14 protein-coding genes are annotated in these 17923 nt (G+C 44.0%); all 14 read right to left on the reverse strand.

Annotated elements, in window-relative coordinates; translation table 11 throughout:
- Nucleotides 1-159: 159 nt before the first annotated feature.
- The 14 genes from galU to trxB all read right to left on the reverse strand — a co-directional run bounded on the left by galU (nt 160) and on the right by trxB (nt 17867).
- On the reverse strand, nt 160-1044 hold the full coding sequence (gene galU / locus BUC50_RS08740; protein ID WP_286677358.1) for a UTP--glucose-1-phosphate uridylyltransferase GalU: 885 nt from the start codon (nt 1042-1044) through the stop codon (nt 160-162).
- Nucleotides 1045-1077: 33 nt separating this feature from the next.
- Nucleotides 1078-2454, reverse strand: coding sequence for a phosphoglucosamine mutase (gene glmM, locus BUC50_RS08745; RefSeq protein ID WP_013048138.1), 1377 nt, complete (start codon nt 2452-2454; stop codon nt 1078-1080).
- 17 nt (nt 2455-2471) lie between these two features.
- The gene (locus BUC50_RS08750) at nt 2472-3734 is read right to left on the reverse strand and encodes a CdaR family protein (protein WP_273312806.1); all 1263 of its coding nucleotides are present in this window, start codon (nt 3732-3734) and stop codon (nt 2472-2474) included.
- Nucleotides 3725-4534 (reverse strand): diadenylate cyclase CdaA, encoded by an 810-nt coding sequence (cdaA, locus tag BUC50_RS08755; protein WP_013048136.1) that lies wholly within the window; start codon nt 4532-4534, stop codon nt 3725-3727. Before cdaA ends, BUC50_RS08750 begins: the two co-directional genes overlap by 10 nt.
- A gap of 20 nt (nt 4535-4554) precedes the next feature.
- Complete coding sequence (locus BUC50_RS08760; RefSeq protein ID WP_013048135.1) at nt 4555-5631, reverse strand: alanine racemase; 1077 nt, start codon at nt 5629-5631, stop codon at nt 4555-4557.
- A gap of 7 nt (nt 5632-5638) precedes the next feature.
- Entirely contained in the window at nt 5639-6481 is an 843-nt protein-coding gene (locus tag BUC50_RS08765; RefSeq protein WP_013048134.1) for a deoxyribonuclease IV, read from the reverse strand.
- Complete coding sequence (locus BUC50_RS08770; protein ID WP_013048133.1) at nt 6472-7077, reverse strand: NUDIX hydrolase; 606 nt, start codon at nt 7075-7077, stop codon at nt 6472-6474. Before BUC50_RS08770 ends, BUC50_RS08765 begins: the two co-directional genes overlap by 10 nt.
- Nucleotides 7078-7090: 13 nt before the next feature.
- On the reverse strand, nt 7091-8842 hold the full coding sequence (gene pyk, locus BUC50_RS08775) for a pyruvate kinase (protein ID WP_041459530.1): 1752 nt from the start codon (nt 8840-8842) through the stop codon (nt 7091-7093).
- Between the two features lie 38 nt (nt 8843-8880).
- Nucleotides 8881-12315 (reverse strand): DNA polymerase III subunit alpha, encoded by a 3435-nt coding sequence (dnaE, locus tag BUC50_RS08780; protein WP_013048131.1) that lies wholly within the window; start codon nt 12313-12315, stop codon nt 8881-8883.
- Nucleotides 12312-13976 carry a DNA polymerase III subunit gamma/tau gene (gene dnaX, locus BUC50_RS08785; RefSeq protein ID WP_286677359.1) on the reverse strand — a complete coding sequence of 555 codons (1665 nt, stop codon included), beginning with the start codon at nt 13974-13976 and terminating at the stop codon, nt 12312-12314. The genes dnaE and dnaX overlap by 4 nt, the downstream gene beginning before the upstream one ends.
- 90 nt (nt 13977-14066) lie before the next feature.
- Nucleotides 14067-15146 (reverse strand): M48 family metalloprotease, encoded by a 1080-nt coding sequence (locus tag BUC50_RS08790; RefSeq protein WP_013048129.1) that lies wholly within the window; start codon nt 15144-15146, stop codon nt 14067-14069.
- Between the two features lie 68 nt (nt 15147-15214).
- Nucleotides 15215-15667, reverse strand: coding sequence for a CBS domain-containing protein (locus BUC50_RS08795; protein ID WP_013048128.1), 453 nt, complete (start codon nt 15665-15667; stop codon nt 15215-15217).
- Nucleotides 15668-15681: 14 nt separating this feature from the next.
- Nucleotides 15682-16614 carry a 1-phosphofructokinase family hexose kinase gene (locus BUC50_RS08800; protein ID WP_013048127.1) on the reverse strand — a complete coding sequence of 311 codons (933 nt, stop codon included), beginning with the start codon at nt 16612-16614 and terminating at the stop codon, nt 15682-15684.
- Nucleotides 16615-16679: 65 nt separating this feature from the next.
- Nucleotides 16680-17867 carry a thioredoxin-disulfide reductase gene (gene trxB, locus BUC50_RS08805; RefSeq protein WP_013048126.1) on the reverse strand — a complete coding sequence of 396 codons (1188 nt, stop codon included), beginning with the start codon at nt 17865-17867 and terminating at the stop codon, nt 16680-16682.
- Nucleotides 17868-17923 lie beyond the last annotated feature (56 nt).

Raw genomic sequence — 17923 nt, forward strand, 5'->3', positions numbered from 1 at the left:
ATTTGTAGAGCAATTTTTGGGTTCGGTCTTCTGAACCCCAGGGGCATCCGCCGAATTTTCGATACTCCCCCGCCCTCGTCAACTGGAATCCCAGTCCTGGCGCTCACGAGATAAGCCGCATATTACAATTGGTTAAAAACACATAGAGAATTTAAATTTTTATTTACCTTCCCCCTTTTTATACTCTTCTACAACTTGCAGTACTATATCACGTAAAGACGGATCTTTCAGGGCCAATTCTATATTTGCCTGCAACCATCCCTTTTGCGTACCACAATCCAGTCTCCTCCCTTTATAAACAACACCCCATAAAGGTTCTTCCTTTGCTAACTGGATAAGCCCATCGGTGAGCTGTATTTCTCCCCCTGCCCCTGGTTTTACCTCTTTAAGAATGGAGAAGATGCGAGGAGAGAGGACATATCGTCCCATTATAGCCAAATTGCTGGGAGCGCACCCCTTTCCCGGTTTTTCTACCAGATTGCAAACTTGAAAGACCCTTTCCTGAATTTTCTCAGCTTCAACTATTCCATACCGGGAGGTGTCTTCATCTGAAACCATCTCTAAGGCAATAACATTACCTCCCAAACTTTCATGTACCTCAATTAATTGAGCCAGCACTGAGGGCTGAGCAATCATTACATCATCAGGAAGAATAACGCCAAAATAGTCACCGCTGCATAGAGATTCCCCGCAGAGGACTGCATGGCCAAGCCCCAAAGGTTCGGCCTGCCGCGTAAATATAAAGCGGGCCATTTGGGGAATTTGGCGAATAAGATTTAAAAGTTCCTTTTTACCTCGCTCTGCCAGTGTCTTTTCCAAGTCCCAAGTTCGATCAAAATAATCTTCGATGGAACGTTTGGATCGACTTGAAATCATGACCATTTCAGTACAGCCCGCATCTATTGCTTCTTCCACCCCATAGGAAAGGATAGGCCTGTTAACGAGGGGCAGCATTTCTTTAGGAACGTCTTTCGTGGCAGGAAGAAAGCGGGTTCCTAACCCTGCAACTGGGAAAAGGCATTTAGAAACTATCTGCTTTTGCATCCTTTCCACTCCCTTTCTACCTAAGTCAAAAAACTAACAGCACTTCATCTGTATCTGATCAACAAGATCTTTTGAAATGTCTTCCATTAATTTAGGATCTTTTGCCTCAACCAGAACCCTCATAAGTGGTTCTGTCCCTGAGGCGCGGATGAGTACTCGTCCTTGTCCCATAAGTTTCCGGTTTGCTTCCTGGGATATGTCAGTTATAAATGTGGGGTCTATAACACTATTTCGACATACCTCCACATTCCTCAAAAGCTGAGGGTACCTATCAAAACGGTCAACAAGAGAGTCAATATCTTCTCCCATTTCCTCGCAGGCTTTCATAAAAACAAAACCAGTACAAATCCCATCACCAGTAGATGTGAACTCTCGAATAATAATATGGCCGGACTGTTCCCCCCCTAGATAAGCGCCACGATACTTCATCATTTCTAAGACGTATCTATCACCTACAGGGCAGCGAAAGACTCCGATATTATGCTTTTTTAAATGTTCCTCAAGGGAGAGATTGCTCATGACCGTAGCGACAACACCATTCCCTAATTTGCCTTTTCCCGCCAGCCATCGCGCAAGAACCCATAGAATAATATCGCCGTCAAGAATCCTACCTTGAGAATCAGTTAAGAGAACGCGGTCAGCGTCCCCATCGTAGGCAACTCCCACTTTGGCTCCGCTATTCTTCACTTGGGTGGCAATATAGGCCATGTTCATAACGCCTACACCTTCGTTGATATTAAGGCCATCTGGCACGTCACCAGAGATTTGCCATTTATGGTTCCCAACTATATCATCAATAATGTGCAAAATAGGAGCAGAAGCCCCATGAGCACAATCAAAAGCAAGAGTTTCACATGACATGGATGAAGACGAAATAAGACTTGCCAGCCATTGGGCATATACTAGAGCTATATCCTTTCTTTCCTGCACTTCTCCGATGGAAGCCCCTGTAGGGCGCCAATCATCAATTAAATCATCGCCAAGATAGTCTTCGATAGCAGCCTCTGCATCGTCATTAAGCTTGTGACCTTCGTTGTTCAGAAATTTAATTCCATTGTATTCAGCAGGGTTATGAGATGCGCTTATTACCACTCCGCCTTGAGCCTTTATATGCTTCACAGCAAAACTTACACCCGGCGTAGGAATAACACCAAGAGTCAACACCTGCGCTCCAGCCGAGAGCATGCCTGCCACTAATGCATCTTCAAGCATTTTTCCCGATCTGCGAGTATCTCTCCCCACGACAATCCTTGGACGGGGAACTCCTCTTTCCGTCAAATACAGTACATATGACCGCCCGAGACGCAACGCCATTTCTGGAGTCATTACTCCTCTGTTTGCCACATCTCTAACACCATCTGTACCGAAAAGACAACGCACTTTCTTCTCACTTTCCTCCAAGCCTTTCACCTTCCCCGCCTCCCTAATTATTCCACTTCAGCACGTACTGTAACCCGAGAGGGGTCAACTTTGACCACGTGAATACTTTTTGAAGTGTTTCTTATCTGTACTGGAACCATTAGTTTTCTTGAAACAATATTTGTCACGTTAACGTAAGGCTCGATAGGGAAATTTGTTTCGTTTATTTTTTCCACTTCAGATGGAATCCCTTCTATGGTTATGTTAACAGTGGTGGGCTCAACACTCCACCCCGGATAGATGCTATTTCCTTCAACTTCCACAGCAACATTGTTAAGGAGTTTAGACACAGTATAGGGTTTTAGAAGAATATTAACACGCACTGAAGAAGCTCCCGTATATTTTAATGACGAGTCTTCTAAAGGTTTCAATGGGACAACCATGCTTTGTTCTTGAGAAAGGCCCGTAATGTCGATAGTTTCCGTTTCAAGGCGCGAGAGAGAGCCCAAGCTAGGATAGGGACCTTCTACCTCCACTTCGGAAGGCTCTACCACAATGGCTTTCACAGAATAATCAGAATCCGGCTTGCCCACTACCTGCACGTTGACAGGAACTTTCTTTTTCGGAAGCCCCTGGGCTAGTACTGCCATAAGCTTTACTTGTCCGGGATCAATGGTCACTTCGTCTTCAAACCCTTGAGACTTGATAATTTCCACAGGAACTGTTATTTCTTCCCCGCTTTTCAGCTGGTCAAGGGTTGGAGAAACGCGAACACTTTCGATCCGAGCTAGGTCTTTCTCCACACCTTTTACAGTTATATCTTTAGGGGTAACATGGACAGACTCAAGATAAAGCCCCGATGGCAAGCCATCTTTTACTGTTACTTCCACAGGAACAACCCGTTCTACGTATCGCACCATCTCCATTGCGATCTGTGACGGATTAATACCTACCAATTTGACATCTTTTGGAACAATGGCCCTTACAGCCAAACGATACTTCCCAAGGGAAAGTCCTTTTGCGTCTACTTCACAGATAATGCTCCCTTGTTGGAGGCTGTCTAATACCCGTCGACTTCCTGAAACACTTATCTCTACAGTTTTCGCCTCTGTCTTTAATATGGTCTGAGGAGGGACATTCAAAAAATCCACCTGGCATTTAAATGTTTTCACTATTTCATTTGCCCGATCTCCTGACACATAAAACCAGAGAAGAACGGCAATGACAATAGATATTATTCTTAAAAAATTAGGGGATGAAAGAAGTGTGTCTATTTTTCTTCTTACAGGCGACATGGTAGTAAAACTCCCTTCTTCGCGGTCTATTGCCACAGAGAACGTATCTCTTCCTGTATTCTGTCCAGAAAAGAACGCCTTTCATTCTCTTCCGCTCCAAAATAATGCATAAGAAGCTTATACACCTGGTTATCCTTCAGATTTCTTGAAAGATGTCCATTAATGGCAAGGGAAATCTCTCCTCGTTCTTCTGAAACAACAAGGGCAATAGCATCTGATACTTCCGTTACTCCTAGAGCTGCGCGATGGCGAGTCCCAATCCACCTTGAAAGATTTGTATTTTCAGTCAGAGGCAAGTAGGTCCCAGCAGAAAGGATCATATCCCGATCTATGATCACTGCTCCGTCATGAAGAGGATTATCTGGCCAAAATATGGCAATGATCAGTTCTTGAGAAACTTCTGCGTTTAATCTCACCGCAGTGCTCCAGAAATCTCTCAATCCTGTTTCCCTCTGTAATACTAAAAGAGCTCCAATCTTCTGCCCTTTTAAATATCCAAGAGCCCTTGTAATTTCCTGACTGAGAGCTTCTGCTTTCTTTTGTGCTCTTTTTCTCCTCCAGATATTTCCTCTTCCCAGTTCTTCCAGCATTCGCCGAAGCTCTGGTTGGAAAACTATAGGGATAGCGATGATCAAAACACCGAGGACCTTTCCCAAAAACCAAGAAAGGGTTCGAAGATCAAGAACGCGTGCGAGAGAAGCCACTACTCCAAGAACAAGCAATCCTTTAACAAGCTGCATTGCCCTTGTACCCACCAGCAACAGCAGCAAACGGTGGATAATCACCGTTATAATAATAATATCAAGAATATCGTGCCATCGAAAAAAATCGAGCATGTCAACCCTCCCACGCTATTTTACTTTATAACATGGATAGAAACATACGGAGACGTTGTCAAAGCAAGCAAAGCACTATATTTGACTGAGAAATGCACCTTATCGCCCACATGTAATGTTCTGCCATATTTCTCTGCATCCAGCACCATATGATCGCTAGAAGCGCCTAAAATTTCGATGCCCTCTTCAAGAGGAGAAAGTCCTTCTATTCTGGCATCCTGTTTTCCTATAGCTGAAATAGCTCTCAACCGCACTCCTCGGTCAACAAAAGAGGGGATATTTCCAAAAGCATCTGCTGCTATTTCTCCCAGGGGGAAACTTGGTTTTCTTTTAACTTCTATGATCTCTGTCTCAAGAATCACTGTTTGTTGTTTTAAAAAAGGCAGAGGCCTTCCGCCGGAAGAATCTGTTCCCAGCAATATGGCCTCGCCAATACGCAATGCATTTACATTAGACGGCATAGTGCCATCTTCAATAAGGGCCAGAGAGGACGTGCTCCCTCCTGAACAGACTTTTAAAGGGTAACCTAAAAGGCTCTCCAGTTCTTTTTCGAGAACACCCAGTTCCTCTAGTTTTTCCATGGAAGGGCGGACGCCGCCAAAGCAGCCAAAATTCACACCCACTCCCATGCATCTCACGCGTTGACATCCCTTTAGAATCTTGCCGATTTGCTCTAGCTCATCAGGCCAAATGCCTTCTCTTAAATCTCCAAGATCTATCATAAGCAAAACGAGATGATCTTTCTTTTGAAAAACACTTTCATGGTCAAGAGCACGAATTGTTTCGGACATAGACACCACAGAGGAATCTCCATACTCCACTACTTCAGGAATTTCGCTCATCATGGGCGGGCGAAGCATCATAACAGGAACGGAAAGACGCATTTCCTTTTTTAATCGGTATAAATTCTTTATTCGGCTGTCAGCAATACCTTCACAACCGCTTTCAACCATCACATGGACAATGTCTCCCTGGGCACAGGCTCCCTTTGCCACACCATATACTCCAATATTCCACTGCCTGCATAATGAAACAATTTGCGCTGCATTGTAAGCTATTTTGTCGCAGAAGACTATAAGACGAGGGTAAATGCCCATGTCTTTGTTATCCTCCTCTTAGCTTGCGAAGTATAGCTAAATTGCCTTTATTCCCGCAACCACCCTGTGGAGTTTCTAAAAGTGCCGGAACTGCATTCCACCGCTGGTCATTCACTATAAAAGAAAAAGGCAACAATCCTAAATCTCCTTCTCCTATGTGCTGGTGTTTATCAAGATGGCTGTTGCGGCCATAGACGCTATCATTTAAATGCCAACAGCCGATTCTTTCAAGCCCTATCTTATCCAGAACAGATGCTACAAAGCGCTCATATGCCTCAAGAGACCGTAATTCATATCCAGAAGCAAAGAGATGGCACGTATCAAGACATACTCCGACCCTTTCATTCTTTGGGAAGTTATGGAGTATGGATTTCATTTCGACAAGAGAACTCCCAAGGACACTGCCTTGTCCCGCCATAGTTTCAAGTAGGATACGCACTCTCATATTTGAAGTTTTATCCAAAACCTGCTGCAAACTATCTATTAGCTTTTCCACCCCTTCTTCTCTGGGACGGCCACGAGAAGAACCTGGATGAACTACAAGGTCATCAATTCCAAGCATATCACAGCGCTCAATTTCCTCAATAAGGGCTACTATGCTTTTTTTTCGCATATCATCAGGAGAAGCCAGATTTATAAGATAGGAAGCATGGACCACAACTTTACGAATAGAACTATTACGCCATGCGTAAAGAAACCTCTCCGCGCGAGCCATAGAAATAGGGGCACAATGCCATTGAATCTGATTTTTGCTAAACATCTGTATAGCTTCACATTCAAGCTCTTCTCCTCGCTCTATAGCTTTCTCCAGACCGCCGGCAATAGAAATATGGGCGCCAATCAGAGGCATAAATTAATTTCTCCTTTACGAACCATAGTGATGAAGTAACGTAAGATATAAGCTGTTACTCCCCAGACGACCTTTCCGTTCGGAAGATCATAACAGGGGGTTTCGGTCACATTGCCACCATGCTCTAACCTGTAAGAACGAGGCACCTCAGGTATATCATCCAGACTCATAAACGCCGTACTGGCCACTTCCTTTGGCTCGATCAGCAAACTGGAGCTTAAAGACTCGTCAACAATAATTCCTACTACGGGATAGACTGTAAAACCACTCGATATGGCTCGATGAGGATCTAAGAGATATAGAGGCCTTATGTTTTCCCGTTTAAGGCCTATCTCTTCTTCAGTTTCTCTTAAAGCAGTTTCGAGGGGCCCTTTGTCATAGCGTTCTCTCTCACCGCCGGGGAAACACATTTCACCACCATGATGCTTCAAATTTAACTGGCGCTCCAAGAAAAGAATTTCAAGTTTTTTCCCTGTCTTGAAAAGTGGGATAAGGACAGCACTCAATCGTCCTTTCCCCGAAGGGGCTACTGTTTCCCATGAAGGGAAGGATGACGGTATATTACAGTTTCGCACGGTTACATTGTTCATACTCATACAACACAGCTCCTCACGCTCTTAAATGAACACTCCCAGCGTATATTACTCCACGGAAGCCATCTACAGTAACAGACATGCCATCATGCAAAATAGAAAGAGCGTTATTAGCGCTTACAACACAAGGAATTCCAAGTTCTAAAGCAACTATAGCTGCATGACTTGTTAGCCCGCCATGTTCCGTAATAATAGCAACAGCCTTTCTCATAGCAGGTAAGAAGTCCCTGTCTGTTTCTGAAACAACTAGAATATCTCCCTCTTCCATTTTACCAAGGGCCTCTTCTGCGGTACGAGCCGTTTTAATAACACCAAATGCTTCTTTCTTCAAGAGGGAAAGGCCTTTCACTAGAATTTTGCCTACTGTATGAACCTGTAGCATATTCGTCGTTCCAGGAATGCCCATAGGGACCCCTGCTGTTACTACAACGAGATCCCCTTCCTTGAGAAGTCCTTTTTTGAAGCTTGCCGTAAAGGCATTTGCCACTGCTTCATCCTGATCTTTAATATTCTCAACTAAAAGAGGTTCTACACCCCAATAGAGAGAAAGCTCTCTCCAAGTACGAACAACTGGTGTAGCTCCTATGATCAGACATGGCGGACGATGTTTGCTCACCATCTGGGCAGTGCTGCCGCTCCTTGTTAATGACACAATAGCTGCCGCCCCCATTTCACGAGCAACTGCCACGGATGCCCCGCTTACAGCATCTGGGATGCCCGTGCTTAATTGTTTTCGATGAAGGGGATGTTGCCAGAGTTCAAGTTCTTTCTCTACTCGAGCAACAATACGCTGCATAGTTTCAACGGCACGCAGGGGGTATGCCCCCTTTGCTGTTTCACCAGAAAGCATTACAGCATCAGTTCCATCAAGTACTGCATTCGCCACATCACTGGCCTCTGCTCTCGTTGGACGAGGATTCCTAATCATGGAATCAAGCATCTGAGTAGCAACGATCACAGCTTTGCCTTTTGAGCGGCAAAGGTCAATAATCTCTTTTTGAACAAGGGGAACTTCTTCTGTTGGGATCTCTACACCTAGATCGCCCCTGGCAATCATAACCCCATCCACCACTTCAAGAATTTCCAATATGGCATTAACGGCCTGGCGAGTTTCAATCTTTGCGATAATCTTCATGGCGCCGCCCGCATCTTCTATTATCTTCCGTACTTCCATAATATCCTTTTGATTTTTGACAAAGGATACTGCTATATAATCCATTTCGTTTTCAAGACCCCAGCAAATATCCTTATGATCTTTTTCTGAAAGTGCGGGAAGAGAGATAGAAGCTCCCGGAATATTGACGCCCTTCCTTTCACCCAGTTCTCCGCCTACAACGACCTGACAAAAAACATCAAGTCCCTCTACACTAGTTACTTTGAGATGCAGGGTGCCATCATCAATGTATATATCCTGCCCTACATTTACTTCTGAAGGAAGACTGGGGTAATTAACATATACCTCTTTAGAATCTCCCACTACGTCCCTTGTTGTTAGAATAATCTTCTGGTCTTTTATCAGCACAATAAATCCTTCTTTTAAGGTTCCGGTACGGATTTCCGGTCCTTTCGTATCAAGAAGGGTCGCTATGGGCTTGCCTATTTCTTTTTCAGCTTTTCTGACAAGATCAAGACGAGCTTTGTGTTCTTCGTATGCTCCGTGACTAAAATTAAAGCGGGCGACATTCATGCCAGCTTCAGCCATGGAACAAAGCATTTCATATGTAGAACAAGCTGGGCCAATAGTACAGACTATTTTCACTTTCTTCATTTTTATGACCCCTTCCATCACATAAGCTATATGGTCACTCAACAAAAAACCTCATAAGCTTCTTCAGGAAGCGCTGGAGCTAAACCCTTAGATTTAATCGTAGGCCCATCTACCTTTATCCCTGAAAGAAGGATTACTACGCTTCCTACTCCATTTCGAATCTCTAACAACACCTGAGAACGTCCAGGAAAGTCCTTCAAAGAGCGTATAAAATTTTTCATTGAATTCGGTTGCAATAACGTTCCATCGAGAACTATCTTAACAAAAGGTGGCATTTTTCCCTGTATGGCCTGGAAAGAAACAATCTCCTTTGCTATGATGTTCCCTGACCCTCTTTCATCAAGAGTCCCACGAATAATGCAGATCTCCCCTGGCTCTATCTGGTCTTTTATAGAAGACCAAATCTTAGGAAAGCATATAACCTCCAGTTTTGACTCTGCATCTTCCACCTCAAGGATTCCCATGGGATCTCCCCGTTTTGTATATTTTTCATGGACGGAAAGAATCATTCCGCCTATCTGAGGAAAAAGATTTCTGCTCCTCCAGTATTTAAGATTGGAGATGCTGCATGTACTATATCTACTGACCAGCGTTTCATGCTGAGTAAAGGGATGGCCGCTAATATATAGCCCCACCACTTCTTTTTCCATGTCGAGACGTTCATAAATAGCATAATCTTCTATATCAGGAAGTTCCGGTTCAAGATCCCCACTCTCAGAATCTTCATCTAAAAGACTTAGGAGGGAACATTGGTTTTTCTCCTCGCCCTTCCTCTGAGCTAAAGCCACAAAATCAGGAAGAGCTGAAATAAGCTGGCGTCTATTCGAGTTAAGGCCATCAAAGGCTCCTGCTTTAATAAGATTTTCTATTACAGATTTGTTTACAACCCTCAAATCAACACGACATAAAAAGTTCCATAGCGAAGAAAATTCACCGCCACATTCCCGTGCCGCAATAATAGCTTCTACTGCCCCGTGACCTGCCTTCGCAACGGCTCCCAATCCGAACCGAACTACTTCGTCTACTGCGGCAAAAGACTCCATGGAAGAGTTGACATCTGGGGGCAAAACCTCTATGCCAGAATTTCTTACTTCGCGAATATAGCGAGCCATTACATCTTTTTTTGAACCTATTTGACTTGTTAGATAGGCAGCCATGAATTCTGGCTGAAAGTTTGCTTTCAAATAGGCTGTCTGATAACTGATCAAAGCGTAAGCTGCACTATGGGACTTGTTAAAACCATACCCTGCAAATTCCTGGATGATATCAAAGATTTCTTCTGCTTTTCGAGCCGGAACGTTATGTTGGGCACAACCATCAGCGAACATCTTTCGCTGCTGCTGCATTACTTCCACTTTCTTTTTCCCCATGGCTCGACGCAATAGATCGGCCTCTCCTAGGGAATATCCAGCTAGACAGGCCGCACTTTGCATTACTTGTTCCTGATAAAGGATAACCCCATAGGTTTCTTTCAATACTTCTGACAGCTCAGGGTGGAGATACTCAACTACAGCCCGTCCATGTTTGCGCTCAATATACTGATCAACCATCCCACTGCCCAAAGGACCTGGCCGATACAGAGCAAGGACGGCAATGAGATCCTCAAAACAATCCGGTTTTATCTTACGAAGCAATTGTCGCATTCCTGTGGATTCAAGCTGGAAAACACCGAGTGTGTTTCCCCTTTGTAACATTTCATAGGTCAAATTGTCATTAAGGGGAATTTTATTAAGGTCTGGCGGCGTTTTGCCATTTAACTTGATATTGTTTATAGCCTCTTCCAAAACAGACAGCGTCTTCAGACCCAAGAAATCCATCTTTACAAGTCCCAGCTTCTCCAGAGGCTCCATGGGAAACTGTGTCACAATCTGGTTTTCCCCAATCCTTCGCACTGGCACCAGATCTGTAATTGGCATAGGGGTAATAACCACGCCTGCTGCATGCTGAGAACAGTGGCGGGCAAGGCCCTCTATCTTAGAAGCGCTGTCAAGAAGCCGACTTACCGCCAAGTCTTTATGGGTGAGGTTGCGAAGGTCCTCGCTTTGATCCAGAGCCTCCGGGATTGACCTTGCTCCATCTGGAATAAGCTTAGCAACAACATCCACATCACTGTAGGGCATCCCCAATGCTCTTCCCACATCTCTAATAGCTGCTTTGCTTTTCATTCGATCAAAGGTTATTATCTGTGCAACTCTATCTACACCATATTTTTCAGCAATGTATTGAAGAAGCTCTTCCCTCCCCTTATCAGAAACATCCGTATCTATATCAGGCATACTGACACGCTCTGGATTAAGGAAACGTTCAAAAAGAAGATTGTATTTCAGAGGGTCCAGTTCAGTAATCCTTAAGCTATATGCAACAAGAGATCCAGCGGCAGAACCTCTTCCCGGACCAATTGGAATATCTCGATCCTTCGCTGCTCTTATAATGCTGGCCACGATAAGAAAGTATCCCGCAAACCCCATTTTTTTAATAACCTTCAGCTCGTAATCAAGGCGTTTTTTATATTCCTCTGGCACATTATCCTTATGAAGACGCTGTTTAAGACCTGCCATTGCTTCTTTTTCAAGATTCGACTCAAGAGTTTCACCTTCTGGAAGGTCAAAGCTTGGGAGTTTATAATCTCTCGTACCGAGGTCAAATTTCAGAGAACAACGCTCTGCTATAGCGAGGGTGTTATCAAGAGCATCCGGTAATTCAGCTCCAAAGAGACTGTCCATCTCTTCAGGAGACCGAAGATAAAAATCATTTGTTGAAAAAGACATTCGATCGGGGTCGTTTATGGTCGCCCCAGTCTGAACGCATAGAAGTATTTCATGCCAGTCGTAGTCTTCTTTATTCAAGTAATGAGCATCATTGGTGGCAACAAGATTAAAATTGTTTTTTCTTGCCATTTGGACGAGGGACCTATTGACCACAGCCTGTTCAGGTATGGCATTGTACATAATCTCTAGAAAAAAATTGTCTTCCCCCATAATGTCCCGATACATATGCGCCTTTGCCAAGGCATCATTCTCTTTACCCTGAAGGATCAGCGATGGAATTTCTCCCGCAAGACAAGCAGACGAAGCAATGATCCCCTGACTATACTGAGTAAGAAGATCGTAATCTATTCGTGGTCTATAATAAAAACCATCTGTATTGGCAATAGAAACGAGCTTAATTAAATTGTTATATCCTTGCTGGTTCTCAGCCAAAAGGAGAAGGTGAAAATTTCTCCCCTTTTTTTCTCTAGATGTGTGTCCTTCTGGATCAACATAGACTTCACAACCTACAATAGGTTTAATGCCTGCTGCAAGGCATCTATCATAAAACTCTATAGCGCCATACATTGCCCCATGATCGGTAAGAGCCACTGCTGGCATGCCCCAGGAAGCAACCCTCTCAGCCAATTCTCCACAGCGAATGGCTCCATCGAGAAGGCTATACTCACTATGAACATGTAAGTGTACGAAAGGACGAGTGGTCATTCTTCTGTAATTCCTCCATCTAATTCTTCTACGTTGTCCTTCTTGTGGAGAAGAACTTCTCCCCCTCCCCACCGGAGAACAGTATCAACCAGGCCTGAAAAAACCGTTTCATCATCCTCTTGTTCATTCCCAAACTCGGGTCTGATTTCCGCAGTAGGAGGAAGATCATCAAAAGGGAGACTCGATGTAGGCTCATCTTGTATTTCAACTATCGCCTCTTCAATTTCTGCTAAAAGAGGAGATTGAGAAAGATCACACTCCGTCGTTTTATCACCACAGATAATACGTAACGTCAGTTCTCCCTCAAAAATCTCTTTGATCTTTTGTTGCAATACAAAGGAGTTCCTTTCGATGGAAACTAGCTCCATGGAATAATTGCAATAATCGGGGAACTTCAGAGAAAGCACGTTTTTTTCGAGAAACACAGAGGCGTGGAGCAACGCACAATAAATGTGGATTTCTCCATAAAGGAGGCTTGCAAGCACTTTTCCCCATTTTTCTTTAAAGGCAGGGTGGTCCTCTGGCGGCAGGGAGTGAGGTTCCCGAGTTTTCTCCAGCTCTTTGGTAACCAGACTGCCATGTTCTATTAATTTATTAAGAAAGAGTCCTGAGAGAACATCTGATCTCATCCCCATGCGCACTTGGGGAAGGATTTGGGCACAGAAATCCATAATCTTCAATAGATGATCTGGATTCCAATCCTTAGACTCCTGCTCTAAAAAAATTTTTTCTTTAGAGGAACCCTCTATGAACTGCAAAGCGCCCCCACCCCATGAAGCCACAATCCAAAGATCCCTAAATATAACAAAAAGATCTTCAACAACCTTTTGCGGGGAAGCTCCCCGTTGGAACATTTCCTGTAACTCTGAAAATACAGAGATATCACCAGAACGCACACGAGAAACCCAACGCTCAAGTTCAGGCCGACTTCCTCCACCTAAAAGACGGCTAACATCTACCAGCCTGAGTTCTTGTTCCGCCAAGGCCATAACCTGTTCTAAAAGAGATAAGGCATCTCTCATTGCTCCATCAGCCTGTCTGGCTATTTCCCAAAGAGCTTCTTCCTCCGCTTTCCTGTTCTCGTTATGGGCAACCATAGATAGGCTTTTTACAATATTCTGAACATCAATTTTCCTGAAAGGAATGTGCTGACAACGAGAGCGAATGGTTACCGGCACCTTATGAGGTTCCGTTGTCGCCAAAATAAAGACAACGTGGGATGGAGGCTCCTCAAGGGTTTTCAGTAATGCATTGAAAGCAGAAAGAGAAAGCATATGAACTTCATCAATTATATAGACTTTGTATAAAGATGAAAAAGCAGACAGAGAAACATGGGCTTTAAGTTCCCGTACTTCATCTACGCTATTATTCGATGCCCCGTCTATTTCTATAACGTCAAGGCTTTCTCCTCCGTTGATAGCAAGACAATTAGGACAATCGTTGCAGGGTTCTACGCTTTGTTTCTGGCCTGTACAGTTCAACGATTTGGCGAGAAGACGGGCTAAAGTAGTTTTCCCACACCCGCGAGGACCAGAAAATAAGTAGGCATGACTTACCCGTTTTTCTTCCAAAGCTTTCGTAATAACCTGTACAGCTGCATCCTGGGCCACTATTTGTTTAAACTGCGCAGGTCGATATCGACGGTAAAGAGACACTGTCATATATAAGCTCCCCTTTCGAGGGCATTCAAGTATTCCGTATGATATTCTATCATCTTTATAGAAATGAAAATTTAGAAAGCCTCATTTACTTTAATGTAGATAGTCGGCCATAGGATGAGATGCTTTTGCCTGATGTAATCTTTCCACTAAACCGGTTCGGAGAAAAATAAGGGGGTCTACTCCTCCTGGTAAAGGTTCTGAAACAAGAAGGGTTGGCCCGACTCGGATCCCTTTTTTATTATCAAAAAGCTCTATAACCTCTATTTCATAGGGAGCCAATTCCATTTGGTAATCCCTATCCAGCTTCTCTTTTATAGAAAGGAAGAGTTTTCTTACATCACTTTCATCAGGGCCAGACCAGACTTTAACTCCATCCACCAAAAGAGTTGTTGATCTTTCTTCTGTTGCCACATCAACAACCAGCATATGAAGAACTTTTTTCCTTTCAATGGGCCAATTATTCTCACGAATTATTTTTGAAAGGTAGGCTACTCGCTCCTTAACGTAAGGGTGATCCATAAATATCCCCGGATCCACATAAGGATGGCGTAATTGCTCTTCTGCCAACCCCTCCATGACAGTCAACGCGGCTGCAGGCGGGTATCCCGCTTTCTGCAGCGCATAAAGCCCTTCAACATCTGCTTCCTTTTCTAAATCCTTACTATATGCGTTTGTAATGGCTATTTGTGCCATGCTAGTCAAAAAAGCAGGTGCGGCTTTCCCCCCACTTGCCAGAATGAGAGCCAGCGCAAAAATAGAGATGCGTTGGGATTGAGCCATCTGAAGCATAACATGTTTTCTATCAGCATGGATCATTTCATGGGCAATAATAGCCCCTATTTCAGCATCACTATGAAGAAAATCTAAAATTCCCGTCGTCATATATATAATGCCACCAGGCAAACTGAAAGCATTCAGAGATTTTTCCTGGATAATCCGAATTTCAAAGGGGAGGGTGCGAGTCATGTGGGGCTTAATTTTTTCGCAGATCATAGAAAGATGAGCAATTTTTACAGGGTCGGAGACTCGTTCCCAATGCTGCTCTATCTCTTCTGAAACCTCTTTGCCAAACTTAATTTCCCGCTGCATCTCATCTTCCGCTCTGGCATAAAAGCAAGAAAACAAAATAAACAGCAAAACCAGCGCTACTACACTCATTCTTTTTTTCATATAAAACCGCCCTTACAAAAATCTTTAGGGGAGAAAATAGGGCTTTTTGTATAACCAAGCATGAAAAATCATTCGTCTTCGTCACACATAATGTGTTCGATAAGGTGCGCTCGGCTCACTATACCCACAAAAACACCATCTTCTCTCACTACTGGTGCCATTTTTAATCCTTGCTGAATTAATGATAATGCCGCATGAAGATCGGAGTCTTCTTCTGAAAAATAAATTACCTTTCGCGTCATGTATTTCCCTACAGGTTCCATACCCTTTTTACGAAGTTTTTCAGAAAGCTGATCAAAGTCCGGAATAAAAGCTGCTCCCTTCTCCAGATACTCGCAATAGCTAGGTAAAGACGCTTTTATTATATCCTTCTCGCTGATAAAGCCAACAAGAAAACCCATTTCATCGACAACTGGAAGACCTGTAAGATTATGTTGAGAAAGCATTTCAATCGCTTCTTTCAAAGGCGTATTTTCCGTTACAGACGTCAAATCCCGGTCCATCAAATCCCCTATTCGCATTTTCGAGTCCCCTTTTAATCGAAACGCTCCAGCTGCACACGCGGCATTAGAGCTTCTATCGCTTTGCGACTTGAGAATCCTTTCTCAACATGCATGGAATCTTCCCATGCACATGCCATAGCAAACCTGATTCGGTCCTCTACGTCCATTCCCTCTTCTCCCCCAACAATGAGACCCGTAATAAGAGCATCTGCTGCTGCGAATAAGGAAACAACCGACCGCCGTTCGGCGAGAGCTAAATAAATACCTTTAGGGGTGAAAAAAACGTCTCCGTATATGTGGTATGAAGTAGTAGCCCATTCCACGCCCTGGTCGTGGAGTTTTGAAACGACTTCAATAATATTATCAAGAGAAGTTAACGATATTCCAGATATTCGCGACATAAAACGATGATCTATTTTGGCGATGGTAGGGCCAGCTTCAAGCGCAGACTGAAGGGGCAGTCCGGCAGCATCAACAATTGTCGGAATGTTATATTCCTTTGCCATTCGAATAAGTTCTCCGTAAATATCTTGGGGAATACCAGGAGGGAGAGAACCACCTAAAATAAGTAATCTGGTGCGTTGCAGCATTCTTTGATAATTGCGAAGGAAGCGATTATAGGCTTCTTCAGAGATATAGGGACCAGGCTCGGAAAGCCCTGTTTCAATATGTCCTGACTCGTCTACGATATAAACGTTTGTTCGCGTTTCACCCTTTACATGGATAAAATTTGTTGTAATTCTATCTTTGCGTAGGACATCACGAATATAGGCCCCATTAAAACCTGCAAGAAATCCCATAGCAGCTGATTCATAACCTAACTGGGCTAACATCATGGAGACATTTATCCCCTTGCCGCCAGGAGTACGGATCGCATTCTTTGAGCGGAACCACCCACCTGGCTGGAACTCCGGCACTAAAAATTCCTCATCGACAGCGGGATTCAAGGTTACCGTTACTATCATCAATCTCCACCTCCATGAGTAAAGGGAAGGTAGGATTATCCCACCTTCCCTGAATGAGCCCTACTCTATTTAAGAAATTCGGAAAGTTCAGAAGCAGTAGCTACTGTTTTTTTAGAAGCAACTACACCTTTCTTAAGCTCCACAACAACTGGCATCTCACCCAATTCAAGTTTTTCAACCATACGTGCGTTGCGGTAACCATCAATGATAGCAACCTTTTCCCCTGTTTCCTTGCTCATCTCTTCCACGGCATTGGAAAGCCTTACCTGGGATTCAACAATGCTGGAATAGAAGAAGGCCACCACTCTCTCAGGATCCAAAAGGGTGGAGCGAAGATGAACCTGTTCATTTATATAGGCAGATGCTGCCATAGCTGCTATGGCGCCATCACTTGCGGCTGTCACTACCTGGCGAAGGTTCTTGTCGCGCACATCACCAGCGGCAAAAACACCTTCAACTGATGTTTCCATATCATCGTTAGTCACTATCCAGCCGCCTTTTTTAGCCTCTACAAGACCGCGGATGCATTCATCATGAGGAGCCTGTCCGACAAAAACAAAGACACCAGCTACAGGCAGATCAGAAACCTCTCCTGTTTTAACGTTCTTCAAAACAAGATTTTCTACCATACCATCGCCTTCGATTTTTTCGACAACGCTATTCCAGATGGGTTCAATCTTCGGATTTGAAAGTGTCCTTTCAGTGGCAGCTCTGTCAGCTCTAAAAGCATCACGACGATGAATAATATACACCTTGGAAGCGAAATTTGTAAGGTAGCAGGCTTCTTCAACAGCCGTGTTCCCGCCGCCAACAACAGCGATTACCTGATCTTCGAAGAAAGCCCCATCACAAACTGCGCAATAGCTCACGCCGCCGCCAATATGTTCTACCTCTCCTTCGCAGCCAAGCTTCCTGAAATAAGCGCCTGTAGCAAGAATAATCGCTTCGGCTTCTATTTCTCCCTTGTCTGTTACTACTACTTTGCTGCCGTCGCGAAGCTCAATTTTCTTAACATCAGCGTCACGAAATTCTGTATTGAACTTCTCTGCATGCACTCGGAACATATCACCAAGTTCTTGGCCAGAGGCATGGGCCACTCCTGGCCAATTCTCTATCTCGGCAGTAATATTTATCTGACCGCCGGGAACACCTTTCTCAATAAGAAGCACGTCGAGTCCTGCTCTGCGACCATATATAGCTGATGTCAGACCGGCAGGGCCAGCCCCGATGATCACGAGCTCTCTCTTTTCCATTCAAACATCTCCTCCTCGTCCTTTGAAGCTTTATCTAATACAGAATAATATATATA

Source organism: Aminobacterium sp. EBM-42 (assembly GCF_001896635.1).
In the GTDB taxonomy this organism is placed as follows: domain Bacteria; phylum Synergistota; class Synergistia; order Synergistales; family Aminobacteriaceae; genus Aminobacterium; species Aminobacterium colombiense.